The 23,336-nt window shown below is 70.0% G+C and carries 21 protein-coding genes; 11 read left to right on the plus strand and 10 right to left on the minus strand.

Annotated features, from left to right (window positions below; genetic code table 11):
- Nucleotides 1-94: 94 nt before the first annotated feature.
- Nucleotides 95-1,342 (plus strand): MFS transporter, encoded by a 1,248-nt coding sequence (locus N8A90_RS10190; protein ID WP_262074736.1) that lies wholly within the window; start codon nucleotides 95-97, stop codon nucleotides 1,340-1,342.
- Here N8A90_RS10190 and N8A90_RS10195 read toward each other — a convergent pair.
- Both N8A90_RS10195 and N8A90_RS10200 read right to left on the minus strand, forming a co-directional pair.
- On the minus strand, nucleotides 1,329-1,697 hold the full coding sequence (locus N8A90_RS10195) for an FKBP-type peptidyl-prolyl cis-trans isomerase (protein ID WP_262074848.1): 369 nt from the start codon (nucleotides 1,695-1,697) through the stop codon (nucleotides 1,329-1,331). The genes N8A90_RS10190 and N8A90_RS10195 overlap by 14 nt on opposite strands.
- Nucleotides 1,698-1,822: 125 nt before the next feature.
- Nucleotides 1,823-2,521, minus strand: a complete 699-nt coding sequence (locus N8A90_RS10200; RefSeq protein ID WP_262074737.1) for a response regulator transcription factor — start codon at nucleotides 2,519-2,521, stop codon at nucleotides 1,823-1,825.
- 102 nt (nucleotides 2,522-2,623) lie between these two features.
- Here N8A90_RS10200 and N8A90_RS10205 point away from each other — a divergent pair, with 102 nt between their 5' ends.
- The 4 genes from N8A90_RS10205 to eat all read left to right on the plus strand — a co-directional run bounded on the left by N8A90_RS10205 (nucleotide 2,624) and on the right by eat (nucleotide 6,514).
- Nucleotides 2,624-3,466 carry an alpha/beta hydrolase gene (locus N8A90_RS10205; RefSeq protein ID WP_262074738.1) on the plus strand — a complete coding sequence of 281 codons (843 nt, stop codon included), beginning with the start codon at nucleotides 2,624-2,626 and terminating at the stop codon, nucleotides 3,464-3,466.
- Between the two features lie 38 nt (nucleotides 3,467-3,504).
- The gene (locus tag N8A90_RS10210) at nucleotides 3,505-3,789 is read left to right on the plus strand and encodes an acyl carrier protein (protein WP_262074739.1); all 285 of its coding nucleotides are present in this window, start codon (nucleotides 3,505-3,507) and stop codon (nucleotides 3,787-3,789) included.
- A gap of 41 nt (nucleotides 3,790-3,830) precedes the next feature.
- Nucleotides 3,831-5,057 carry a beta-ketoacyl-[acyl-carrier-protein] synthase family protein gene (locus N8A90_RS10215; protein WP_262074740.1) on the plus strand — a complete coding sequence of 409 codons (1,227 nt, stop codon included), beginning with the start codon at nucleotides 3,831-3,833 and terminating at the stop codon, nucleotides 5,055-5,057.
- 86 nt (nucleotides 5,058-5,143) lie between these two features.
- The gene (gene eat / locus N8A90_RS10220) at nucleotides 5,144-6,514 is read left to right on the plus strand and encodes an ethanolamine permease (protein WP_262074741.1); all 1,371 of its coding nucleotides are present in this window, start codon (nucleotides 5,144-5,146) and stop codon (nucleotides 6,512-6,514) included.
- Between the two features lie 19 nt (nucleotides 6,515-6,533).
- On the opposite strand, the gene N8A90_RS10225 is transcribed toward eat, so the two are convergent.
- The 3 genes from N8A90_RS10225 to N8A90_RS10235 form a co-directional block, all read right to left on the minus strand.
- Nucleotides 6,534-7,913 carry a cytochrome c gene (locus tag N8A90_RS10225; RefSeq protein WP_262074742.1) on the minus strand — a complete coding sequence of 460 codons (1,380 nt, stop codon included), beginning with the start codon at nucleotides 7,911-7,913 and terminating at the stop codon, nucleotides 6,534-6,536.
- Nucleotides 7,910-9,682: a GMC family oxidoreductase gene (locus tag N8A90_RS10230; RefSeq protein WP_262074743.1), complete on the minus strand. Its 1,773-nt coding sequence runs from the start codon at nucleotides 9,680-9,682 to the stop codon at nucleotides 7,910-7,912. The genes N8A90_RS10225 and N8A90_RS10230 overlap by 4 nt, the downstream gene beginning before the upstream one ends.
- A gap of 144 nt (nucleotides 9,683-9,826) precedes the next feature.
- The gene (locus N8A90_RS10235) at nucleotides 9,827-10,558 is read right to left on the minus strand and encodes a gluconate 2-dehydrogenase subunit 3 family protein (protein WP_262074744.1); all 732 of its coding nucleotides are present in this window, start codon (nucleotides 10,556-10,558) and stop codon (nucleotides 9,827-9,829) included.
- Nucleotides 10,559-10,741: 183 nt separating this feature from the next.
- Between N8A90_RS10235 and N8A90_RS10240 the strand changes: the two genes are divergently transcribed.
- Nucleotides 10,742-11,332 carry a peroxidase-related enzyme gene (locus N8A90_RS10240; protein ID WP_262074745.1) on the plus strand — a complete coding sequence of 197 codons (591 nt, stop codon included), beginning with the start codon at nucleotides 10,742-10,744 and terminating at the stop codon, nucleotides 11,330-11,332.
- Nucleotides 11,333-11,335: 3 nt separating this feature from the next.
- Here the strand turns inward: N8A90_RS10240 and N8A90_RS10245 are convergent, their stop codons facing one another.
- Together N8A90_RS10245 and N8A90_RS10250 are read right to left on the minus strand one after the other, a co-directional pair.
- Complete coding sequence (locus N8A90_RS10245) at nucleotides 11,336-13,093, minus strand: phosphoethanolamine transferase (RefSeq protein WP_262074746.1); 1,758 nt, start codon at nucleotides 13,091-13,093, stop codon at nucleotides 11,336-11,338.
- A 46-nt stretch (nucleotides 13,094-13,139) separates the two neighbouring features.
- The gene (locus tag N8A90_RS10250) at nucleotides 13,140-13,853 is read right to left on the minus strand and encodes a phosphatase PAP2 family protein (protein ID WP_262074747.1); all 714 of its coding nucleotides are present in this window, start codon (nucleotides 13,851-13,853) and stop codon (nucleotides 13,140-13,142) included.
- A 132-nt stretch (nucleotides 13,854-13,985) separates the two neighbouring features.
- On the opposite strand from N8A90_RS10250, the gene N8A90_RS10255 reads away from it, so the two are divergent.
- On the plus strand, nucleotides 13,986-14,660 hold the full coding sequence (locus N8A90_RS10255; RefSeq protein WP_262074748.1) for a response regulator transcription factor: 675 nt from the start codon (nucleotides 13,986-13,988) through the stop codon (nucleotides 14,658-14,660).
- Nucleotides 14,657-16,009 carry a sensor histidine kinase gene (locus N8A90_RS10260; RefSeq protein WP_262074749.1) on the plus strand — a complete coding sequence of 451 codons (1,353 nt, stop codon included), beginning with the start codon at nucleotides 14,657-14,659 and terminating at the stop codon, nucleotides 16,007-16,009. Before N8A90_RS10255 ends, N8A90_RS10260 begins: the two co-directional genes overlap by 4 nt.
- Nucleotides 16,010-16,025: 16 nt before the next feature.
- Here the strand turns inward: N8A90_RS10260 and N8A90_RS10265 are convergent, their stop codons facing one another.
- Nucleotides 16,026-16,448 (minus strand): acyl-CoA thioesterase, encoded by a 423-nt coding sequence (locus N8A90_RS10265; protein WP_262074750.1) that lies wholly within the window; start codon nucleotides 16,446-16,448, stop codon nucleotides 16,026-16,028.
- A gap of 173 nt (nucleotides 16,449-16,621) precedes the next feature.
- Here N8A90_RS10265 and N8A90_RS10270 point away from each other — a divergent pair, with 173 nt between their 5' ends.
- Nucleotides 16,622-18,322, plus strand: coding sequence for an electron transfer flavoprotein-ubiquinone oxidoreductase (locus N8A90_RS10270; protein WP_262074751.1), 1,701 nt, complete (start codon nucleotides 16,622-16,624; stop codon nucleotides 18,320-18,322).
- A gap of 19 nt (nucleotides 18,323-18,341) precedes the next feature.
- Here the strand turns inward: N8A90_RS10270 and cysE are convergent, their stop codons facing one another.
- On the minus strand, nucleotides 18,342-19,118 hold the full coding sequence (gene cysE / locus N8A90_RS10275) for a serine O-acetyltransferase (RefSeq protein ID WP_262074752.1): 777 nt from the start codon (nucleotides 19,116-19,118) through the stop codon (nucleotides 18,342-18,344).
- Nucleotides 19,119-19,153: 35 nt separating this feature from the next.
- On the minus strand, nucleotides 19,154-19,903 hold the full coding sequence (locus N8A90_RS10280) for an RNA methyltransferase (RefSeq protein WP_262074753.1): 750 nt from the start codon (nucleotides 19,901-19,903) through the stop codon (nucleotides 19,154-19,156).
- A gap of 136 nt (nucleotides 19,904-20,039) precedes the next feature.
- Between N8A90_RS10280 and N8A90_RS10285 the strand changes: the two genes are divergently transcribed.
- Together N8A90_RS10285 and N8A90_RS10290 are read left to right on the plus strand one after the other, a co-directional pair.
- On the plus strand, nucleotides 20,040-21,101 hold the full coding sequence (locus N8A90_RS10285; protein WP_262074754.1) for an inositol monophosphatase family protein: 1,062 nt from the start codon (nucleotides 20,040-20,042) through the stop codon (nucleotides 21,099-21,101).
- Nucleotides 21,101-23,332 carry an FUSC family protein gene (locus N8A90_RS10290; RefSeq protein WP_262074755.1) on the plus strand — a complete coding sequence of 744 codons (2,232 nt, stop codon included), beginning with the start codon at nucleotides 21,101-21,103 and terminating at the stop codon, nucleotides 23,330-23,332. Before N8A90_RS10285 ends, N8A90_RS10290 begins: the two co-directional genes overlap by 1 nt.
- Nucleotides 23,333-23,336 lie beyond the last annotated feature (4 nt).

Consider the following 23,336-nt stretch of genomic DNA (forward strand, 5'->3'; position numbering starts at 1 on the left):
GGAAACACATTGCTGGCCCCCGGCCCCTTGGTCTCGTCATGCAGGGCGACCACACTGCGAGGCCCTATCGCCACGCTGCGGCCCCGCCTTCCCGATGACGCCCTCTTCCTCCTCCTGCACCACCTGCGACGACCTGCTCGACGCGCCGCCCGCACTGGCCGCGACCACCCCGGCCGACGCCTCGCGCGCCGCCTGGCTGGCGGTCGGCTCGATCGCCGTCGGCACCTTCGTGATGGTGACCACCGAGTTCCTGCCGGTCGGCCTGCTCACCGACATCGCACGCGGGCTGAACGTGTCCGACGGCACGGCCGGCCTGATGATGACCATGCCGGGCGTGCTCGCCGCGATCGCCGCGCCGGCGCTCACGGTGGCGGCGGGCCGGCTCGACCGGCGCACGGTGATGATCGCGCTCAGCGCGCTGCTGCTGGTGTCGAACCTGCTCGCCGCCTTCGCCCCGAACTTCGGGACGATGCTGGCCGCGCGGCTGCTGCTCGGCCTGTGCGTCGGCGGCTTCTGGGCCTTCGCGCCGGGCGTCGGCACACAGCTGGTGCCGCCCATGGCGCAGGCCCGCGCGATGTCGATCATCCTGGCCGGCATCTCGGTCGGCACCGTGCTCGGCGTGCCGGCCGGGGCGCTGCTGGGCAGCGTCGCCGGCTGGCGCTCGGCCTTCGCCGTGTCGGCGGCGCTGGCCGTGGTGGTGCTGGCGATGCAGCTGCGGCTGCTGCCGGCGCTGCCCGCCGCGCGCGCCATTCGCCCACGCGACCTGCTCCTGCCCCTGACGCAGCGCCTGTCGCGTGTGGGCCTGGGCGCCGTGCTGCTGATGGTGGCCGGCCATTTCGCGGCCTACACCTACCTCAAGCCGCTGCTGCAAACGGTGTTCGGCCTGTCGCCCACGCTCGTGACCGCCCTGCTCCTGACCTACGGCGCCGCCGGCTTCGTCGGGAATTTCATCGGCGGCCACCTCGTGGCGCGCAGCCCGCGGCTCGGCCTGCTGGCGACCGCCGTGCTGCTGGCCGCATCGCTGGCGATGTCGGCGGTGGTGGGCGACGGCCTGCTGGCCGGCGGCGCGGTGGTGCTGGCCTGGGGCGTCGCCTTCGGGATGGTGCCGGTGGCGGCCACCGGCTGGATGCTGAACGCGCTGCCGCAGGCGCCGGAAGCCGGCCAGGCGATGCTGGTCACGGCCTTCCAGGTGGCGATCGCCTCGGGTGCGCTGCTCGGCGGCCTCGTGGTCGACGGCAGCGGCGTTTCCAGCGCGATGCTGGTGGGCAGCCTGCTGGTGGCCGGTGCGGCGCTGGTGGCGGGCACGCTGGGCCACGCGCCGCGCGTGCTCAGCGCCCCTTGACGGCGATCAGCTCGACCTCGAAGTTCAGCGTGGCGTTCGGCGGGATCACGCCGCCGGCGCCGCGCGCGCCGTAGGCGATGCTCGGCGGGCACACCAGCTTGGCCTTGCCGCCCGGCTTCATCCTCTGCACGCCTTCGGTCCAGCAGGGGATCACACCGGAGAGCGGGAACTCGATCGGCTCGCCGCGCTTGTAGGAGCTGTCGAACTCCTTGCCGCTGTCGGGGAAGGTGCCACGGTAGTGCACCTTGACGGTGTCGCTGGCCGTCGGCGAGGTGCCGCTGCCATCCTTCAACGATTGATAGACCAGGCCGCTGGGCGTGGTGACGGGCGCGCTCTGGGCCCAGGCGGCCGACATGGCAGAGACGGCGCACAGCGACGCGAAGGCCGCCTTGAAGATGAATCGCACGAGAGCTTCCTTGCAGAGTTGGAAGCATCCATTATTGCCATGCACCGTGTCCAGGGTGATGGGCGCGCCGCTGCTCAGGTCTCGGGCTCCACCAGATAGCCGATGCCGCGCAGCGTCCGGATGCCGGCCCCGCTACCGACGAGCTTCTTGCGAAGCCGCGAGACGAACGCTTCCAGGGCGTTGTCGCCCAGCGCATCGTCGAAGCTGGAGAGCTTGTCCGAGAGGGTTCGCTTGCTCACCACCCGGCCGGGCGGCGTCATCAGCTCGACCAGCACCTCGAACTCGCGCGCCGGCAGCTCGAGCGGGTCGCGACCGATGCTGAACCGGTGCAGCTTGCGATCGAGGTTCAACGCCGCCACCGACACGTAGTCCTCGGTGTCCTTGGCCCGCCGCACGAGGGCACGCAGGCGGGCCTCCACCTCCGCGAGATCGAAGGGCTTGCCGAGGTAATCGTCGGCCCCCGCATCGAGGCCCGCGATGCGCTCCTCGGTGCGGTTGCGGGCCGTGAGCACCAGCACGGGCGTGCGATCCCCGCGCGCCCGTGCCTTGCGCAGGGCCACGAGGCCGCTGCTGTCGTTGCCCGAGGCACGGGCAGAGCCGGTGGTCGGCGGCAGATTCAGATCGAGCAGGACCGCATCGAAGATCTGGACCTGCCATAGGGCGTCGGCGTCCGCCACGTTGGCGGCCAGATCGATTCGATGGCCGGCATCGGTCAGGCTGCGCAACATCACATCGCTGAGAACAGCGTCGTCTTCGACCACGAGGATTCGCATCCGCCAAGGCTATCAGGCGATCGATTAACACCACAAATGGCACGTCAGCGCTCGGTCAGGGCCCCGGGACGATAAACCGCCGATGACTTTCCAGCCTTTGGCATGAGCGGGCGCGACGCATGGTCCGAAGCGCTGCACGGCGACCATTCGGCCGCTGCGCGCACAGCCGTGCTGCTGCTGCACGGCCTGTGCAGCACGCCCGACGAACTGCGGGCCGTGGACACCCCGCTGCGCAGCCTCGGCTACACCGTCGAAGCGCTGCGCGTCGACGGCTATGCCTTCGATCCCGCCGCCATCGTGCAGACGGCGGCCCCCTGGTCGAGCTGGATCGACGCCATCGAACGCCAGGTCGACGCCTTCCGCGCGACGCATGCGCGCGTGATGCTCGTCGGCATCTCCGCGGGTGCGACGCTGGCGCTGGGCACGGCGATCCGCTGCGGCGCGCGCATCGACGCGCTGGTGCTGATGTCCACCCCGCTGCGTTTCGACGGCTGGGCCATTCCGCGGCTGCATGCGCTGCTGCCGCTGGCGCTCTACACCCCGCTCGGCCGCTTCTGGCGCTACAGGGAACGCCCGCCGTATGGCGTCAAGAACGAGCGGGTGCGTGCCTGGATCGCACGCGAGCTCGAAGCGCGCCGGATCTCGCGCGCCGGCAGCGCCGTGATCGACATCGGCCATCTTCGCGAGCACGACCGCCTGTTGCGCCACGTGCGCGCGCGCCTCGACCAGGTCGTGTGCGCCCGCGTGCTCGTGCTTCATGCGCGCGAGGACGAAGTGGCCAGCCTCGAGAACGTCGCCATCCTGGCACGCGGGCTGCGCTGCGGATCGTTCCGCGCCGTGGTGCTGGGCAACAGCTTCCACATGATCACCATCGACAACGACCGTCACGAGGTCGTCCGCGAGACGACCGAGTTCGCCGCTGCGCTCGCGCACGACACCGCCTGAAGGCGCGGCTCGCCTTCGCACACCAAGGAATCCTTCGCATGCCCTCCCCGGTCTACAACAGCATCGCCGCCATCCTCGAAGGCGATTTCAAGATCTCTCCCGGACAGATCCGCCCCGACACGACGCTGGTCGACCTCGGCCTGGACTCGCTGGCGCTGATGGAGTTCGTCTTCGCCGTGGAGGACGCCTTCCGTCTGCGCATTCCGGAAGACCGGCTCGACCCGCGCGAGGCCGGCCTCACGCTCGCGCAGCTGTGCGACGTGGTCGAGGACATGCAGGACGGGCCCGCCACGGCCATCGCCCCGCTGGCCACCCACGCATGAGAGATCCGTATGCCGCGGCCGCCGTCGCCCCACGGCGGCCCATGCCACGCACCGGCCAGATCGCCGTCACCGGGCTGGGCCTGATCACACCGCTGGGCACCACGCTGGAGGCCTTCGACGACGCGCTGTTCAACGCGCGCTCGGCCGTGCGCTCGCACACCGTGGCGCTGCCGCGCATGGCGCCCTTCACGATGGGCATCGCGGCCTGCGACTTCGACGACGGCGAGCGCAGCAGCTCGCGCCTGCCGCTCGACCGGGGCACGGCGATGGCGATGGCCGTTGCCCGCGCCGCCTTCACGGCCTCCGGGCTCGGTGCGCAGGCGTTCGACGGCGATCGTCTGGGCGTCTACTGGGGCAGCGGCATGGCCGGCAGCGCCAGCTTCGACGCCACGGCCCGCGGGCTGTACGCCGATGCGCAGCGGGTGCGGCCGACCACCGTGCTGACCACGATGCCGAACGCCGCAGCCGCGGAGATCGCCCTGCAGATCGGCGCGCGCGGCGCGGCGCTGTCCTATGCCTGCGCCTGCGCCTCGTCCGCGGTGGCCATCGGCGAGGCGATGCGCGCGATTCGCGGCGGCTGGATCGACGTCGCCATCGTCGGCGGGCATGAAGCGATGCTCACGCCGGGGACGCTGGCGAGCTGGCATGCGATGCGCGTGACCGCGCCGCCGGGCGACGACCCCGGCGCCAGCTGCCGCCCGTTCGCGACGGACCGCACCGGCTTCGCGCTCGGCGAAGGCGCGGCGGCCCTGGTGATCGAATCGGCCGCGCATGCGCAGGCGCGTGGCGCCGCAGTGCCATGGACGCTGGCCGGCTACGCGACCCACTGCGACGGCACCCACATGACCCAGCCCGATCCGGCCGGCCAGGCCCGCACCATGCGCGCCGCCCTGGCGGACGCCGGCCTGCAGCCCGCGGACATCGGCTACATCAATGCGCACGGCACCGGCACGCAGGCCGGCGACGACGCCGAGGCCCGCTCAGTGGCGGCGGTCTTCGGGCCGTCGGTGCCGATCAGCTCGACCAAGCCGCTGCACGGGCACCTGCTGGGTGGCGGCGGCGCGGTGGAGTTGATCGTGGCCCTGCGCGCCCTCGCCCATGGCCGTCTCCCGGCCACGGCGAACCTGGACACGGTCGACCCCGGCATCCATCTCGACCTCGTGCGCGGCACCGCCCGGGCCGCACCGGGCCTGCGGCACGCGCTGTCCAATTCCTTTGCCTTCGGCGGCACCAACGCCGTGCTGATCGCGACCCGAACGCCCGGCTGATCGATCCGAGGCACCTGCGGGCGACCGCGTCCCGCGGGCGATGGCACCGTTATTGCAGGGGGACTTCTCAACCAGGAGAACAGCCCGTGACATCCGGTCTCAAGAAAGTGCTCGGCCCCTTCCAGCTGTGGGGCATCGCCGTCGGGCTGGTGATCTCCGGCGAATACTTCGGCTGGAGCTATGGGTGGGCCACCGCCGGCACGCTCGGCTTCCTGGTGGCCACGGTGCTGGTGGCGACCATGTACACCACCTTCATCTTCAGCTTCACCGAGCTGTCGACCGCCATCCCGCATGCGGGCGGCCCCTTCGCCTATGCGCGGCGCGCCTTCGGACCCACCGGCGGCTTCGTCGCCGGCTTCGCGACGCTGGTCGAGTTCGTCTTCGCGCCGCCGGCCATCGCGCTGGCCATCGGCGCCTACCTCAACGTGCAGTTCCCGGCCGTCAACCCGAAGTGGTTCGCGCTGGGCGCCTACGTGCTCTTCATCGGCCTGAACTGGGTCGGCGTCGGCATCGCGGCGGCCTTCGAGCTGTTCGTGACGGTGCTGGCCATCGTCGAGCTGCTGGTGTTCATGGGCGTGGTCGCGCCGGGCTGGTCGCTCGCGAACTTCGTGGCCCACGGCTGGGCCGGCGGCGAGGTGCTCAACGGCGCGGCGGTCTCGGGCATCTTCGCGTCGATCCCCTTCGCCATCTGGTTCTTCCTGGCCATCGAGGGCGCGGCGATGGCGGCCGAGGAGGCGCGCGACCCGCACCGCACCATCCCCCTCGCCTACACCACCGGCATCGTCACGCTGGTGGTGCTGGCCTTCGGCGTGATGGTCTTCGCGGGCGGTGTGGGCGACTGGCGCACGCTGGCCAACATCAACGACCCGCTGCCGCAGGCGATGAAGGCCGTGGTTGGCGAGAACAGCGGCTGGCTGCACATGCTGGTGTGGATCGGCCTCTTCGGGCTGGTCGCGTCCTTTCACGGGATCATCATGGGCTACTCGCGCCAGATCTTCGCGCTGGCGCGGGCGGGCTACCTGCCGGCCTACTTCGCCGGGCTGAGCCCGCGCTTCGACACGCCGCACCGCGCGCTGCTGGCCGGCGGCGTGGTGGGCATCGTGGCGATCTTCAGCGACGAATGGGTGCGCTTCGGCGGCCAGACGCTCACCGCCAACATCGTGACGATGGCGGTGCTCGGCGCGATCGTGATGTACCTGGTGTCGATGGCCGCGCTGTTCCGCCTGCGCCGCACCGAACCGAACCTGGCGCGCACCTACCGCGCGCCCTTCTACCCCGTGTTCCCGGCCATCGCGCTGGGGCTGGGCGTGGTGTGCCTGGGCGCAATGGTCTGGTTCAACGGCATGCTGACGCTGCTGTTCCTCGTGCTGATGGCACTGGCCTACGGCTACTTCCTGTTGACCGGCGCGCAGCGCGGGGCGGCGGCGCCGGACGAGATGCTGGCCAAGCGCGGCTGACACGCGCGGCCAGGCGCCATCACGGTGGCGGGATTCCCTTGCGCACCTTCGCCACCTGCGCCGGCGTGACCGCTTCGCCCCGGTTGCCCCAGCTGCTGCGCACGAAGCTCAGCAGCGCCGCCACGTTGTCGTCGCTCAGGCGCCAGCCGAAGCCGGGCATGGCGAGCGCCGACGGTCGGGTCTCGGTGCTGGGCATCGCCGAACCGGCGAGCACGATGCGGATCAGCGAGGTCGGGTCCTTCGCGTTCACCACGCTGTTGCCTGCCAGTGACGGGAACACCCCCTCGGCGCCTGCACCGCTCGACCGGTGGCAGGCGTTGCAGTTGTTCAGGTAGACCATGCCGCCCGCCCCTTCGACCGTGCCCGCGCGCAGCTTCTGCGTGCTCGGGTGCGTTTCGGCCGCGGACACCACGGCAGCCTGCAGCGGTGCCGGCGTCGCGGGTGCCGTGCCGATCGACTGCAGGTAGGTCGCGATCGACGCCAGGTCTTCGCGGCTCAGGTACTGCGTGCTGTTCTGCACCACCTGCGACATCGGGCCGAAGGCCGCGGTGTGCGCGGTGCGGCCGGTCTGCAGGTAGGCGACCAAGTCGTCGGTCGACCACTGGGCCGCGCCGCCGCGCTCGCTGTGGCGCAGCGGCTGCGCGAGCCAGCCGTCGATCAGCGTGCCGGCCAGGTAGCTGTCGCCCTGGCGCTCGTTGGCCGCCTTCACGCCGCCGGTCAGGCTGCGCGGCGTGTGGCAGTCGCCGCAGTGGCCCAGTCCCTGGACCAGGTAGGCGCCGCGGTTCCACTCGGCGCTGCGTGCGCTGTCGGGCTGGTAGGCGCCCTTGTCGAGGTACAGCATGTTCCAGCCCATCATGAGCCAGCGCATGCTGAAGGGCCATGGCAGGTCGGTCGGCGGCGGCTTGGCGGCCGATGCGGGCACGCCCTGCTGGAAGTAGACGTAGAGCGCATGCGTGTCCTCGTCGTTCAACCTGGCGAACGAGGGGTACGGCATGGCCGGGTACAGGTGCTGGCCGTCGCGCCGCACGCCTTCGCGCAGGGCGCGGGCGAACTCGGCCTCGGTGTAGCCGCCGATGCCCGCGCTTTTGTCGGGCGTGATGTTGCTCGAGACGATGGTGCCGAAGGGCGTCGCCATCGGCAGGCCGCCGGCGAAGGGCACGTTCGACGGGCCGGTGTGGCAGCTGACGCAGTCGCCGGCGCGCGCGAGGTAGCGGCCGCGCTCGACCGTGGGGTCGGACGACGGCGCCTGGCTGGCCGCGGTGGTGGCCACGACCGGTGCCGAGGCCACGCCCCCGCTGACAGGGTTCGCCTTCTGCCCGAAAGCCCAGGTCGACAGCAGCGCCGCGACGACGATGCCGAGCCCGGTCACGCGCAGGCGCGTCTTGGTCGCGGCGTTCATGCCAGCGCTCCCGGGTTCTTCAGGTAGGTCTCGCGGATCGCCTTGGCCGACCAGTAGGCCAGCGCGCCGACGACAGCCGTCGGGTTGTAGCCGAAGTTCTGCGGGAAGGCGCTGGCGCCCATCACGAACACGTTCGGCACGTCCCAGGTCTGCAGGTAGCGGTTGATGGCACTGGTCTTGGGGTCGGTGCCCATGATCGCGCCGCCGGTGTTGTGGGTCGACTGGTAGGGCCGCACGTCGTAATGCTGACCCTTCGTCTTGAAGCCCATGCTGATGTGCCTGGGCCCCATCGCCTTGGCGATCTGCTCGACCTTGGTGCCGATGAAGGCGGTCATCGCCATGTCGTTGTCCTTCCAGTCGAAGGTCATGCGCAGCAGCGGCTGGCCGAAGGCGTCTTTGTAGGTCGGGTCGAGGTCGAGGTAGTTGTCGCGGTAGGCCATCACCGAACCCTGGCTGCCGACGCTGGTCTGGTAGACGTAGTTCTCCTTGGCCGCCTTCTTCCACGCTGCGCCCCAGGTCGGCGTGCCCGCCGGCAGACTGAGCTGCTGGATCGGACGACCACCGGTGTTGATGCAGTTGATGGTGGCGCCGCCGACGAAGCCCAGCGGGCCGTGGTCGAAGTTATCGCCGTCGAAGTCGTCCATCGCATGGCCGCTGGCGCCGGCGCCGACAAAGGGGTTCATCGGCTGGTCCTTGTCGAAATGCAGCGTGGCACCGCCGTTCAACTGGTACGCATAGCTGCGGCCGACCACACCCTCGCCGGTGGCCGGGTCGTACTTCTTGCCGATGTTCGACAGCAGCAGCAGGCGCACGTTGTGCATCTGGTAGGCGCACAGCACCACCAGGTCGGCGGGCTGCTCGACCTCGTTGCCCTGGGCGTCGATGTAGGTCACGCCGGTGGCCCGCTTGCCGTCGGGCGACATGGTCACGCGCTGCACGTGCGAACGGGTGCGCAGCTCGAAATTGGAGCGCTTCATCAGCGTGGGCAGCAGCGTGGTCTGCGGCGAGGCCTTGGCGTACATGTAGCAGCCGTAGCGCTCGCAGAAGCCGCAGAAGTTGCACGGCCCGAGCTGCGCGCCGTGCGGGTTGGTGTAGGCCCGGGACGCATTGGCCGCGGCCTGTGGGAAGGGGTGGTAGCCTAGCTCGCGCGCGGCCTTCTCGAAGAGCACGGCGCTGTTGGGCGATGCCAGCGGCGGCAGCGGGTATTCGTTCGCACGCCACCCCTCGAAGGGATTGCCGCCGGCCTGGATCTGGCCCTTGAGGTTGCCGGCCTTGCCCGAAGTGCCGCAGATCTTCTCGAACTGGTCGAAGTGCGGCTCGAGCTCGTCGTAGCTCACACCGAAGTCCTGCAGGTACATGCCCTCGGGGATGAACTTCTTGCCGTAGCGCGCTTCATAGGTGCTGCGCAGTTGCAGGTCGGCCGGCAGCGCGCGCCAGTGGTGGCCGTTCCAGTGCACGCCGGCACCGCCCACGCCGTCGCCCAGCAGGAAGGAGCCGTGCTGGCGGTACGGCACGGCCACGTCGGCGGGCGTGTGGCGGATGGTGACGGTCTCTTTCGAGAGGTTCTGGAACAGCTTGCCGCGGATGCCGTAGCTCAGCTCGTCCGTGATGCGCGGGTACGCGAAGTCGGGCACGGTGTCGCGGTTCTCGCCGCGCTCCAGTGCCAGCACCTGCAGGCCGGCGGCGGTGAGTTCCATGCCCATGATGGCGCCGGTCCAGCCGAAGCCGACCAGCACGGCGTCGACGCTGGGTTTCTTGATGGTGGCCATGCTAATTCTCCACCGCGCTATTGCGATATCCGCGACACACGAGGTTGACGCCGCCACATTCCAGGGATACCGCGGAACCGGCTTTGCCGGGCCGCTGGTATCGCCCCCTTGAGGGGGAGGCGCCGCAGGCGCTTCGGGGGTGATTCATGTTTGCGGCCCGTTGATGCTGACGGGGGGCAGCGAGTAATGGACGCCGGGCTTCTGCACCCAATCGAGGAAGTCGGCGCGGGCGCCGGGGAAGCCGATCATCTTCCAGGCCACGGCGTTCTTGTTGCCGCCGTGGATCGGGTCGCTGAAGTAGCCTTCCTTGGTGTTCTGCAGCAGGAAGGTGAAGAAGTCCTTGGCGCCGACCTCGGCGAACTGGAGGGTGCCGCCGTCGAGGCCCTTGAGCACCTCGTCCTGTGTCGCTGCATCGAGTTCGGCGAAGCGCTTGCCGCCTTTCTGCTGCGTGCACCATGCATCGGTGGCGGCAATGCCGGCCCGGTAGACCTCGCGCGGCGGCATCTTGCCCTGGTAGCCGAACAGCGGCGAGCTGGGCACGAAGGGCCCCTGCATGTACCAGATGGCCGCATGGCCGAAGGCGCCTTCCATCTGCCGGTCGATGAACTCCGGCACGCCGGCTTCGATGGCGCCGGGGCCGGTCTCGTCGGAGGGAATGAGCCGGGCCACGGCGGCCTGGATGAAGGCCCACTCGTCGGCATGGAAGTACGCCGGCGTGTACGGCGGCGAAGCGGGGCCGGCGGGTGCCGGGACCGGTTGCGCTGCCACCTGCTGGCCGGCCACGAAGCCGGTCGCCGTGAGTGCGCTGGCGGCGGGAACGATCGCGATGGACCGACGCAGGAAACCGCGCCGACCCGGTGAGGGAACGTCTGTCATCGATGGATGTGCAGCATGAGGCCGCTGTGTTGTTATGAGTCCAGCATGGCACTGCGACGGCGTCGAGGCAATCGGCAGAGGTCACTTTCCACCGATGAAGTCGGCCAAAGTTTGGTGCGAATCGGCCAAGCGCTCCGGCGGTGCATGATGTCCGCCGACGACCTACCCACAAGGAGACAGACCATGCCCTCTCATGCAGCACCGCGCTATCCCATGGCCGACCTGAAGGACCTGCCCGACGACATCCGCACGGCGGTACTCGCCGTGCAGGAGAAGGCCGGCTTCGTGCCCAACGTGTTCCTCGCCTTCGCTCGCCGCCCCGCCGAGTGGCGCGCCTTCTTCGCGTACCACGACGCCCTGATGCTCAAGGAAGAAGGCTCGCTGACCAAGGGCGATCGCGAGATGATCGTGACCGTCACCAGCGCGGCCAACCAGTGCCTCTACTGCGTGGTAGCACATGGCGCGCTGCTGCGCATCTACGAGAAGAAGCCGCTGGTGGCCGACCAGGTGGCGGTGAACTACCGCAAGGCCGACATCACGCCGCGCCAGCGCGCGATGCTCGACTTCGCGATGAAGGTGTGCGACCGGTCGCACGAGATAGCCGACACCGACTTCAGCGCGTTGCATGCGCACGGCTTCGACGACGAGGACATCTGGGACATCGCGGCCATCACGTCCTTCTTCGGCCTGTCGAACCGCATGGCGAGCTTCGCCGGCATGCAGCCGAACACCGAGTTCTTCCTGATGGGACGCATCCCGAAGGACAGGAAGTAGCGGCTACGCCGCCGGGCCGCGGCAGCCCGCGAAGGCGTCGAGCGCCGGCTTGTAGGTGGGCGTCTTCAGGTCCATCACGCCCAGCACCGTGTGGTACAGGTTGTCGTGCGTGAGGGCGGCGTCGCGGCCCTTCGCGAGGCAGGTGGTCGAGAGGTGCTCGCGCGCCTTCAGGCCGTCGCCGAACCAGGCCACCATCGGCACATGCTTCTGCACGTCGGGCGCGATGTTGTAGGGCAGGCCGTGCAGGAACAGCCCGTACTCGCCGAGCGATTCGCCGTGGTCGCTCATGTAGAGCATGCCGGTGTCGTAGTGCGACGACTGGGCCTGCAGCCAGTCGATGGTGCGCGCCAGGAAGCGGTCGGTATGGACGATCGAGTTGTCGTAGGCGTTCATCAACTCGCCATGGCTGCAGTCAGCCAGCACGTTGGTCGTGCATTCGGGCATGAAGCGCTTGGTGTCGGGCGCCGAACGCTTGGCGTAGGACGGCCCGTGGCTGCCCATCTGGTGCAGCACCAGCAGCACGCCGCGGTTGCGGCGCTCGGCCGGCAGCGCCGCGATACGCTGGTCGATGTTCTTGAGCATCACGTCGTCCAGGCATTCGTCGCCGCTGCACAGCGCGCTGCGCGTGGCGTCGTCGAGGCCCTCGGCGGCCGACACGTTGGGCACGCGCACGCACACGCCCTTGCAGCCGGCCTGGTTGTCGATCCACAGCACCGCCAGCCCGGCGGCCTGCGCGACGTCGACCAAGGTCTCGTAGTCGTCCTTGCGCCCCTCGTACCCTTCCTTGCCGAGGTGCGAGAACATGCACGGTACAGAGGCGAGCGTGTTGGTGCCGCAGGAATGCACGTTGGACCAGCTGATCACCTGGCGCGCGGCGAGTTCGGGCGTGGTGTTGCGCGCGTAGCCGTTGAGCCCGAAGTGATCGGCCCGCGCCGTCTCGCCCACGACGACGACGAAGAGCGGCGGCTTGCTCTGCGCCGCATAGCTGGCGCCCAGCGCCGCGCCGCCGGAGATCGGGATCAGCTTTCGGCTGTGCTGGAGAAGCGGCTTGAGCACCACCACGCCGGCCGAATACAGGCTCGCGAGCGGGTTCATCATGTAGCGCAGCGTGACGTGGTTGCGCATCAACGGTGCCAGTTCGCGCGACATCGTCACCGCGCTCGCCACCACCACCGCGAGGGCCGCGATGCACAGCACCGCGTTGCGCCACAGCTGCGACAGCGGCCGCATCGGCACGATGCGCACGCGCAGCAGCCCCCAGGCCGGCAGCGCGCCGACCATCAGCACGTTGAACAGCAGACGCCAGCTGAGCAGGTCGCGCGTCTCGTGGAAGTCGGTCTGCATGGCGTTCGCCGCCATCGTCGGGTCCATCACGACGTGGTAGGTCAGCATGTAGTGCTGCACGACCCCGGCCAGCAGCACGACGGCGAACCACAGTGGCTTCATGCCACGCGTCCATGCGCTGAGCGACAGCACGGCCACCGTGCCGAAGCCGGTGAGCAGCGCCATCCCGCCGATCGAGCGCAGGTACACGCTCGGCGCGCCGCCGATGCGCGCCAGCTCCATCCACAGCGGCCAGTTGGCGGCGAGCAGCAGATAGACGGAGAGCGCCGCCACCACCGCCCGGGCGGACCGGGGGCGCGACAGCCAGGCATCGAACTTCAACAGCGCGTCGGGCCAGCGCAGGGAGAGGGGGGCGGAAAAGCCGGTGCCGGCCGCGGCCGGGTGCGCGCGGTCCGCGGCTTCGGGAGAAACGATCATCCCCCGATACTGGAAACCGGGACTGAAATCAGCCTGAACGAGGCGCTCAGCTTTCGTTCAGCTTCGGCGTCGCGCGCAGATCAGCGGCCGGCCGCTGGCGATGGAAGGCCCCGTCGACCGCCCAGCCCGCGGCCCAGCACACCCAGGCCGTCCACAGGGTGTGGCTCATGTAGTGCGCGCCGCGCCATTGCTGCGCGAGGCCCAGCACCAGTCCGAGCAAAGCCGCGGTCGCCAGCCAGACCCAGGCGGCGCGCGGCATCGAGCGCCGCCAGACGAACCAGCCGCCCAGGTAGGCAAAGGCCGCCGACGCGTGGCCGGCCGGGAAGCACCGGCCCGGACCGCCATCGTGCACGCCCCAGGCCCAGTGCGACACGTAGCGCGCCGTGCCGCCGAACTCGGCCAGATCCCACGGACAGCTCGTGCGGCTGCTGGTCTTGAGGAGCGAGACGGCGATCACCGAGGCGATCACCGTCAGCGCCAGCTGGAGGCGCTCGCGCCGGCTCAGCCCGCGCAGGATCGCGAAGGGCCAGCGAACCGCGGCGAACAGCACCGCCACGCAGCCCCAGCTGAGCAAGCGCGGCACCTCGTGCAGCCACAGCACCAGCGCCGCATCGTCGCTCAGCGCGAAGCCGCTCGAGCCGCCGGCGAGCCGGGCCATCGGCAGGTCGAGGCCGGCGAGGTCCCACAGCAGGATCAGCAGCAGCGCGGTGAACGTGAAAAGAGAGAGCCGAGAGAAAGCGGTGGGGTACCGACGGGTCATGTCTGGACGGGCGCAGCGCGCCCCGGGCAGCATCGAAGATGGAGGCAACCGAGCCTAACGGCGCCGCATGAACCGCGCCTGAAGGCCGCGCCCCGGGGAGGCCCTAGACTCCTTCATTTTTCGGAGACCGTCTTGCGCGTCCTGCTCGTCGAAGACGACATTGCCCTGTCGGAAGCAGTCTGCGGCTACCTGCGGGCCAAGGCCTTCGTGGTCGACGCCGTGCCCAGCCTCGCGCAGGCCAGCGCGGCGCTGCATGGCGCCCAGTACGCCGCCGTGCTGCTCGACCTGCACCTGGGCGACGGCGACGGGCTGTCGCTGCTGCCGCAGGTGCGCGCGCTGAAGGACCGCCCCATCGTCATCGTGCTCACCGCGCGCGACCAGGTGACCGACCGCATCCGCGGCCTCGACGCCGGCGCCGACGACTACCTCATCAAGCCCTACGACCCGGGCGAGCTGCTGGCACGCCTGCGCGCGGTGGAGCGCCGCCGCAGCACGTCCACCGCGCCGGTGCTGCAACTGGGCGACCTGGAGATCGACCTGACACGCGAACTGGTGCGCAGCCGCGGCGTGCCGGTTGCGCTGACCCAGAAGGAATGGGCGCTGCTGCGCGTGATGGCCACCCGGCCCGACCGCATCCACACCCGCGACAACCTGCAGGACGCGCTCTACGGTTTCAACGACGAGGCCGACAGCAACACGCTGGAGGTGTTCATCAGCCGGCTGCGCCGCAAGCTGGGCCGCGAACACATCCAGACGCTGCGCGGGCTGGGCTACCGCCTGGTGAACGCGGGCAGCGACGCGCCGTGAGCGCGACGACCGTGCCCCCGCCGCGCGAGACGCTGGCCGGACGGCTCATCCGCACGCTGATCCTGTGGGTCGGCGGCGTCTGGCTGCTGTGCGTCGTCGGCGTGGTCTGGTACGTCGACGGTGAGATCAACTACAACTTCGACAACGAGCTGGTCGAGGTGTCGCACCGCATGTTCGACCTCGCGCTCGACGAGCTCGACCGCCGCCAGGGAGAGGCCACCAGCGAGCGCATCCTGATCGCCCCGGCGCCGACCTTCGCCGACGCGGCGGTGATGTTCCAGGTGGTCGCCCCCGGCGGGCGTGTGCTGCTGCGTTCGACCGAGACCCCGGGCGACACCTTCGACGTGCCCTTGTCCACCGGCTTCGCCAACGACGCGGCGTGGCGCGTCTATACGGTGCGCCATCCCAAGCGCGATCTGTATCTGCAGGTCGGCGACCCGCTGGACAGGCGGCGCGAGACGCTCAACCGCACGCTCTTCGGGCTCATCATCCCGCTGGGGGCGGTGCTGCCCTTGCTGGCCTGGATGCTGCGCAAGATCGCACGCGAGGAACTGCAGGTGCTCCAGACCATGGCCACCGAGATCGGCCAGCGCAGCGGCACCGACCTGCGGCCGCTCGCCCTGCCCGGCCTGCCGCGCGAGCTGCAGACCGTGGGCGACCACGTCAACCGGCTGCTCGACCGGCTGGCCCAGGCGCTTGACGTCGAGCGCGCCCTGGCCGCCAACGCGGCGCACGAACTGCGCACGCCACTGGCTGCAGCGAGGCTGCGGCTGCAGACCGCGCTCGACCACGACCTGCGCCGCGACGACGTGGTCGCGGCGCTCGGCGCGCTGCGCACGCTGAGCCACCGCACCGAGAAGCTGCTGCAGCTCTCGCGCGCCGAATCGGGTGCATCGTTCACGCGCGAACGCATCGACCTCATGCAGCTCGCGGCCACGGTCGCACAGGACTTCTGGCAGGACCCGGCCGTGATCGACCGGCTCGGCCTGAAGGTGCCCGACAGCGGTGACGCACCGGTCGCGCTGGGCGACTTCGACGCCCTCGCCATCGCGCTGCGCAACCTGGTGGAGAACGCGCTGCACTATGCCCAGGGCGCCGCGGTGGAGATCGAGGTCGACGCCGATGGCCGCCTCATCGTGCGCGACTTCGGCCCGGGCGTCACCGAGGGCGAGCTGCGCACCCTGCAGCTGCGCCATGTGCGCCACAGCGCGGAGCGCGCCGGCTACGGGCTGGGGATGTCGATCGTCGCGACGATCGTCCAGAAACACGATGCGCAACTCGAGTTGCTGTCGCCGCCGCCGGGTGCGGCGCATGGTTTCGAGGCGCGCATCACGCTGATGCGGGCCTGAGCGTCCGGCGCCTGCGTCAGGCGCTGACGAGCTCGCGCAGCCACTCGGGCAGCGCCATGGCCTTCTGCTTGGGGAAGTCGACCCAGATGGTGGTGGCGCCGCCGGCCGCGCAGATCACGTCGGGCGCATCGGCGCGCGCCAGGGTGGCCCAGGTCTCGAAGGTGGTGCGGGCCGGGTCGCTGGCGTACATCTTCAGCAGCACGTCGCCCGGGTACTCGAGCTGGCGGTAGAAATTGCAGAAGGCATTGACGATGACCATGCCCTCGCCGCTCGGGTCGGGCTCGAAGCCGATCGAGCGCATCCAGTCGATGCGCGCCGTCTCCATGTAGCGGAAGTAGCTGCCGTTGTTGAGATGGCCCATCGCGTCCATGTCGCCCCAGCGGATGGCGATGGACATCTCGTAGACCAGCTTTTTCTTCTCGGGGATTTCGATCTTCATGGGGGAAGGATGGCGTGATGGACCGGAACTGACGAGTCGCGAAGGTGACCGGCTGCGCCTTGCATTGGCGACCGTGGACGACAGGGCCCGCCGAAAGCCGCCGCATAAAATGCGCCGTTGTTCGGCAGCATTTCATGTGCCGATGCGCTCAAAACCCATTATCGAACAGACCCATGACCCACGACGAAATCCTCGCCCAGTTCGGCCCGCGCGAATCCATGGAGTACGACGTCGTCGTCGTCGGTGGCGGGCCTGCCGGGCTCTCGACCGCGATCCGCCTCAAGCAGCTCGCGGCGCAGAACGACAAGGAGATCTCGGTGGTGGTGCTCGAGAAAGGGTCGGAGCCCGGCGCGCACATCCTCTCGGGCGCCATCATGGACCCGCGCGCGTTGTCGGAACTCATCCCCGACTGGAAGGAACGCGGCGCACCGCTGAACCAGCCGGTCACGGCCGACACCTTCCTCATGCTCAGCGAGACCGGTGCCACGCGCACGCCGAACTTCATGCTGCCGCACAACTTCCACAACGAAGGCAACTACATCGTCAGCCTCGGCAACGTGGTGAAGTGGCTGGCGCAGCAGGCCGAGGAACTCGGCGTGGAGATCTTCCCCGGCTTCCCGGCGGCCGAGGTGCTCTACACCGACGACGGCCAGGTGCGCGGCGTGGCCACCGGCAACCTCGGCATCGGCAAGGACGGCGAGCCGACCGAGAACTTCCAGCTCGGCATGGAGCTGCTGGGCAAGTACACGGTGTTCGCCGAAGGCGCGCGCGGCCACCTCGGCCGGCAGCTCATCGCGAAGTACAAGCTCGACGACGGCAAGGACCCGCAGAGCTACGGCATCGGCATCAAGGAGCTGTGGGAGATCGACCCGGCCCGCCACGAGCCGGGCCTGGCCATCCACACGGCCGGCTGGCCGCTGCCCTCGGACACCTACGGCGGCTCCTTCGTCTACCACGCGGAGAACAACCAGCTCATCATCGGCTACGTGGTCGGGCTCGACTACCAGAACCCGCACATGAGCCCCTTCGAGGAGTTCCAGCGCTTCAAGACGCACCCGAACATCCGCTGGTACCTCGAAGGCCAGGACAAGGGCCTGAAGCCGGCCAAGCGCCTGAGCTACGGCGCGCGCGCCATCACGGCCGGCGGCCTGCTGTCGCTGCCCAAGACGGTGTTCCCGGGCGGCGCGCTGGTCGGCTGCGAAGCCGGCTACCTGAACGCGAGCCGCATCAAGGGCAGCCATGCCGCGATCAAGACCGGCATGCTGGCGGCCGAGGCCGCCTTCGAGGCCGTGACTGCCGGCCGACAGCACGACGAACTCGCCGCCTACCCGGCCGCCTTCGAGAAGAGCTGGCTGCACACCGAGCTGAACAAGGCGCGCAATTTCAAGCAGTGGTTCAAGAAGGGCCTGACGGTCGGCACGGTGATGACCGGCATCGAGCAGTTCGTGCTGCGCGGCCACATCCCGTGGACCATCCACCGCACCGAGGCCGACCACGCACGCCTGAAGCCCGCAAGCGCGTGCAAGAAGATCGCCTACCCCCGGCCCGACGGGAAGCTCACCTTCGACCGGCTCTCCAGCGTGTTCATCAGCAACACCAACCACGAAGAGAACCAGCCGGCGCACCTGACGCTCAAGGACGCGACGGTGCCCGTGCGCATCAACCTGCCCGAGTACGCCGGCCCCGAGGCGCGCTACTGCCCGGCCGGCGTGTACGAGTTCGTGCCCGACGAGGCCAGCGCCGGCAAAGAACGGCTGCAGATCAACGCGCAGAACTGCGTGCACTGCAAGACCTGCGACATCAAGGACCCGACGCAGAACATCGTGTGGGTCACGCCCGAGGGCGGCGGCGGGCCGAACTACGTGGGGATGTAGGCCCGCGGCCTCGGTCGGCTCACTTGCCGACCAGCTGCGTCAGCTTCTCCGCCTCGAAGCACTCCTCGCGCGCGGCATCGCAGGGCATGCAGTCGCCCCTGTCGGCCGTGCTCGACGAGAGCTTCTCGATCGCCTCCCAGATCAGCGCGATCTGGTGCTCCTGCCCCTTGGCGCTGTCGATCAGCCCGCGCATCGCCTGCGACAGCGGGTCGTCGTCCAGCGTGATGCCGTAGGCCGAGAACTTGCGCTCGGTGCCGGTCACGTCGGCGCTGGCGCCGGTCTTCGACGGAATGATCCGCGCCGGGATGCCCACGGCCGTCGCGCCCGCAGGCACCGGCTTGATGACCACCGCGTTGCTGCCGATCTTGGCGCCGTCGCCCACCACGAAGCCGCCCAGCACCTTGGCGCCGGCGCTCACGACCACGTCGCGGCCCAGCGTCGGATGGCGCTTGGTGCCCTTGTAGAGCGAGGTGCCGCCCAGGGTCACGCCCTGGTAGATGGTGCAGCCGTCGCCGATCTCGGCGGTCTCGCCGACGACGACACCCATCGCATGGTCGAAGACGACGCGCTCGCCGACCCTGGCGCCAGGATGGATCTCGATGCCGGTGACCCAGCGCGAGAACTGCGAGACGAAGCGGCCGACCCACTTGAGCCCGTGCGTCCAGCACCAGTGCGCCGCGCGGTGCAGCACCACGGCGTGGAAGCCGGGGTACAGGGTGATCACTTCCCAGCGCGTGCGCGCCGCGGGGTCGCGGTCGAGGATGCACTGGATGTCGGAACGCAGACGCGAGAGCATGGATGTTGTCGTTATAAGGACAGCGGGCGCGCAGTCTAAGCCGCGCCGTCGGGGCGCGCCGGCGGCGGGGTTTTCGCGTCGGCCATGGCCTTGGCGATGCCGCGCAGGATGTGGATCTCTTCGGGCGTCGGCTGGGCGCGGTTGAAGAGCTGCTGCAGCCGCGGCATCAGCTTCTTGGGCGCGTCCGGGTCGAGGAAGCCGATCTGCACCAGCGAGCGCTCCCAGTGCGCGAGCATGCCGGCCACCGCCTGGGCGTCGGCTGCCTGCGTCGGCGCGATGGCCTCGGTCACCGGGAAGCCGCCCAGCGCCAGGCGCCATTCGTAGGCGATCAGCTGGATCGCCGCGCCCAGGTTGAGCGAGCCGAACTTCGGGTCGGCCGGGATGCTCAGCGCCACGTTGCAGCGGTAGACGTCCTCGTTGCGCATGCCGAAGCGCTCGGAGCCGAAGAGGAAGCCGACGTGCTGCGGCGGGTCGCTTTGGGCCAGCGGCTCGAGGTGCTCGCGCGGCGTGCGCGTCGGCGGGCCGAAGTCGCGCGGGATCATCGCGGTGGCGCACAGGTGCGTGACGCCGTCGAGCGCCTCGTCGAGCGTCTCCACGATGCGGGCGTTGGCCAGCACGTCGAGGGCGCCGCTGGCGCGCTGGATGGTTTCTTCGCGGCGCAGCACGTTGGCCCAGCGCGGTGCGACCAGCACCAGGTCGCCGAAGCCCATGGTCTTCATGGCGCGGGCGGCGGCGCCGACATTGCCGGCATGGCTGGTCTGGATCAGGATGAAGCGGGTGCGCATGGGCTGGAAACGTCGGCAGAGGAAACCCGGCAGCGCGCGGAAATCGGCGAGCCGGTAAAATCCCCCGATTCTCGCCGCCCGCATCGCCGGGCCGCATTCCCGGGGCACCCGCCCTCGCCCGCTCTTCCCACAATTCATGTCGTCGCCCAACCTCCATCCCATGCTCAACGTGGCCGTCAAGGCCGCCCGCGCCGCCGGTGCCATCATCAACCGTGCCGCGCTCGACGTCGAAGCCGTTCGCATCTCGCAGAAGCAGGTGAACGATTTCGTCACGGAGGTCGACCACGCCAGCGAGCGCGTCATCATCGAGACGCTGCTCACCGCGTACCCGGGCCACGGCATCCTCGCGGAAGAATCCGGCACCGAGCACGGCGCCAAGGACTCCGACTACGTCTGGATCATCGATCCGCTCGACGGCACCACCAACTTCATCCACGGCTTCCCGGTCTACTGCGTGTCGATCGCGCTGGCCGTCAAGGGCAAGGTCGAGCAGGCGGTCGTGTACGACCCGAGCCGCAACGACCTGTTCACCGCCACCAAGGGCCGCGGCGCCTACATGAACGAGCGGCGCATCCGCGTCTCCAAGCGGACCAAGCTGCCCGAGTGCCTGATCTCGACCGGCTTCCCCTTCCGCACCGGCGACAACTTCAAGCAGTACCTGGCCATCATGGCCGACCTGATGCCCAAGCTGGCCGGCCTGCGCCGCCCCGGGGCCGCGGCGCTGGACCTGGCCTACGTGGCGGCCGGCTTCACCGACGGCTTCTTCGAGACCGGCCTGAGCCCCTGGGACGTGGCGGCCGGCTCGCTGCTGGTGACCGAGGCCGGTGGCCTGATCGGCAACTTCACCGGCGAGCCCGAGTTCCTCGAGCAGCGCGAATGCCTGGCCGGTGCCCCGCGCATCTACGGCCAGCTGGTGCCGCTGCTGTCGCAGTATTCCAAGTTCGCCGGCCTCGACGCCAAGATGCGCGCGAGCGACCGCGCGCGTGCCGTGTCGGCCTCGATCGCGCCGAACGCCGATGCGTCGTCAGCCGACATCTATGCGCGCAGCACCATCGCGAGCGACGACGAGTCCGCGGCCGACGCGGCACCCGCTGCGGCCGCCGCACCGGCACCGCGCAAGCTCACCCGCATCCGCCGCGACCCGGCGGGCGACAACGCCCCCGTCCCGCCCGCCGAGGGCGACACCGCCGAGCGCTGATGCAGGCGCCGCGCGCCGCCGTCCAGCGCAGCCGGGCCGCCCTGCGCATCGGCCTGAGCCACTACATCGCCAACGGCCTGTCGGTCGCGCTCGGCCTGTTCCTGATCTCCGCCGGCGTGCACGTCTGGCTCGGCACCTTGGCAGCGGCTTCGGCGGCGGTCGGCGTGATCGTCACCGCGCCGCCCGACCTCCCGGGCCCGCGCCGCGGCAAGTTCTGGCAGATGCTGCCGGCACCGCTCATCGGCCTGCCGCTGTTCTTCGCGGTGCAGATGCTGCATGCTGCACCCATCCGCCTCGGGCTGGTGCTGGTGCCGGCCACCTTCCTGGCCTTCACCGCCATGGCCTGGGGCAAGCGCGGCATCCCGATCGCGATCGCGGTGATGTTCTCGATGATCTTCTCGATGGCCACGCCCAAGCCCGAGGGGCTGGACGAGGCACTGCACCGCACGGTCATCTTCGGCCTGGGCGCCGCGCTGTACGTGGTGTACGCCGTGCTGGCCAACCTCGCGCTCAACCGCCGTTACCGCGTGCAGGCAATGGCCGACGTGCTGCTGTCGCTGGCGGCGCTGATGCGCACCGAGGCCAGCCAGTTCAGTTCGCGCGAGGAGTCGGGCGACGTGCGCGAAGTGCCCGCGCCGCTGCTGGGCCGCCTGCTGCGCGAGCAGGCAGCGCTGGCCGACCAGCTGCAGGCCACGCGCGACATCGTGCTGGAATCGCCCCGCACCGCCTACCGTCAGCGCCTGGCCGGCATGCTGGTGATCGTGCTGGAGATGCGCGACCAGCTGCTCGCCAGCGAACTCGACCTGGAAGCGCTGCAGTCCAACCCCGCGCACGCCCCGGCGCTCCGGGAGATGCGCCGCGTGCTCGAAGCGCTGGCCGACGACACCGCCGCCCTGGCCGACGCCCTGCTGCTGGGCCGCACACCCGAGCCGGTGCCCGACCGGCGCCCGCAGCTGTCGGCGATCCATCTCGCGCCGGATGCCGCGCACGCCCACGGCGCGTCCGGCCCCACCGCCGCCATGCTCGCCCGCGGCCTGGCCAGCCGCATCGGCCACATCAACGACGAGGTGCTGCGCCTGGTGGCGATGGCGCGCGGCGACGTCGCGCCCGACCTGGCCGTGGTCCGCGCCAACTGGCAGATGTTCGTGAGCCCGACCGACTGGTCGTGGCGCCCCCTGCTCACGCTGTGGCGCTGGGATGCCCCGCCGCTGCGCCATGCGATCCGCGCCTCGCTCGCCATCGCGGCCGGCTACGGCATCGCGCTGATGCTGCCCTGGGGCTCGCACGACTACTGGATCCTGCTGACCATCGTGGTGGTGCTGCGCGGGAGCCTCTCGCAGACGCTGGAGCGCCGCAACAGCCGCGTGGCCGGCACGCTGCTGGGCTGCGTCTTCGCGGTGGCGCTGCTGTCGACGCATCCCTCGCCCATGGGCATGCTGGTCGCGTCGGTGGTGGCGCAGGCCATCGCGCACGGCTTCGCGGTACGGCGCTACCTGATCACCTCGGTCGCAGCGACGGTGCTGGGCCTGGTGCAGGCGCACATGCTCAACGTCGGCGCGGCCCCGACCTTCGCGCTGTTCGAGCGCATGGCCGACACGCTGATCGGCGCTGCCCTGGCCTGGGCCTTCTGCTACGTGCTGCCCTCGTGGGAGCGCAACCAGATCGCATCGCTGGTGTCGCGCACGCTGAAGGCGCAGGCACGGCACGCGCGGCTCGCGCTCGGCCTCGGCCAGCTGCATGCGGTCGACACCCGCCACGAACTCGAATGGCGGCTGGCGCGCAAGGAGGCCTTCGACAGTCTCTCGGCGCTGGTGCAGGCGACCCAGCGTTCGCTCTCCGAACCCCGCGCCGTGCGGCCGCCCATCGCACCGCTGGAACATCTGCAGGCCCACAGCTACCAGCTGCTGGCGCAACTGAGTGCCGTGAAGTCGATGCTGGTGTTGCGGCGCGACCGGCTCACGACCGCGGACATCGAAGGGCCGCTGGAACGCACGGCCGCACGCATCGAAGCGGCCATCGGCAGCACCCCGATCGCCGGCAGCAATCTGCCCGCCAGCCCGCCCGCCACGACGCTGGCCGGGGCGGTCCCCTTGCCGGACCCGTTCGACAACGATGTGAGCCCCTGGCTGCTGCGCAGACTCGACCTCGCCACGGCCATCTCGAGCCAGCTGCGCGACGATGCGGCACGCATCCTGCAATCCCTCGACCACCCCGAAACCGACGTCCCATGAAAGG

The sequence above is a fragment of the Variovorax sp. N23 genome, from assembly GCF_025486315.1.
Lineage (GTDB): Bacteria > Pseudomonadota > Gammaproteobacteria > Burkholderiales > Burkholderiaceae_C > Variovorax.

Bases quoted from the DNA above. Each gene is read 5' to 3' on its own strand.
- N8A90_RS10245 (WP_262074746.1), bottom strand. From the start codon at position 13,093: ATGATCGTTTCTCCCGAAGCCGCGGACCGCGCGCACCCGGCCGCGGCC.
- N8A90_RS10195 (WP_262074848.1), bottom strand. From the start codon at position 1,697: ATGTCGGCCGCCTGGGCCCAGAGCGCGCCCGTCACCACGCCCAGCGGC.
- N8A90_RS10270 (WP_262074751.1), top strand. From the start codon at position 16,622: ATGACCCACGACGAAATCCTCGCCCAGTTCGGCCCGCGCGAATCCATG.
- N8A90_RS10240 (WP_262074745.1), top strand. From the start codon at position 10,742: ATGCCCTCTCATGCAGCACCGCGCTATCCCATGGCCGACCTGAAGGAC.
- cysE (WP_262074752.1), bottom strand. From the start codon at position 19,118: ATGCTCTCGCGTCTGCGTTCCGACATCCAGTGCATCCTCGACCGCGAC.
- N8A90_RS10225 (WP_262074742.1), bottom strand. From the start codon at position 7,913: ATGAACGCCGCGACCAAGACGCGCCTGCGCGTGACCGGGCTCGGCATC.
- N8A90_RS10210 (WP_262074739.1), top strand. From the start codon at position 3,505: ATGCCCTCCCCGGTCTACAACAGCATCGCCGCCATCCTCGAAGGCGAT.
- N8A90_RS10250 (WP_262074747.1), bottom strand. From the start codon at position 13,853: ATGACCCGTCGGTACCCCACCGCTTTCTCTCGGCTCTCTCTTTTCACG.
- N8A90_RS10280 (WP_262074753.1), bottom strand. From the start codon at position 19,903: ATGCGCACCCGCTTCATCCTGATCCAGACCAGCCATGCCGGCAATGTC.
- N8A90_RS10230 (WP_262074743.1), bottom strand. From the start codon at position 9,682: ATGGCCACCATCAAGAAACCCAGCGTCGACGCCGTGCTGGTCGGCTTC.
- N8A90_RS10290 (WP_262074755.1), top strand. From the start codon at position 21,101: ATGCAGGCGCCGCGCGCCGCCGTCCAGCGCAGCCGGGCCGCCCTGCGC.
- N8A90_RS10205 (WP_262074738.1), top strand. From the start codon at position 2,624: ATGAGCGGGCGCGACGCATGGTCCGAAGCGCTGCACGGCGACCATTCG.
- N8A90_RS10200 (WP_262074737.1), bottom strand. From the start codon at position 2,521: ATGCGAATCCTCGTGGTCGAAGACGACGCTGTTCTCAGCGATGTGATG.
- N8A90_RS10235 (WP_262074744.1), bottom strand. From the start codon at position 10,558: ATGACAGACGTTCCCTCACCGGGTCGGCGCGGTTTCCTGCGTCGGTCC.
- N8A90_RS10190 (WP_262074736.1), top strand. From the start codon at position 95: ATGACGCCCTCTTCCTCCTCCTGCACCACCTGCGACGACCTGCTCGAC.
- N8A90_RS10285 (WP_262074754.1), top strand. From the start codon at position 20,040: ATGTCGTCGCCCAACCTCCATCCCATGCTCAACGTGGCCGTCAAGGCC.
- N8A90_RS10215 (WP_262074740.1), top strand. From the start codon at position 3,831: ATGCCACGCACCGGCCAGATCGCCGTCACCGGGCTGGGCCTGATCACA.
- N8A90_RS10265 (WP_262074750.1), bottom strand. From the start codon at position 16,448: ATGAAGATCGAAATCCCCGAGAAGAAAAAGCTGGTCTACGAGATGTCC.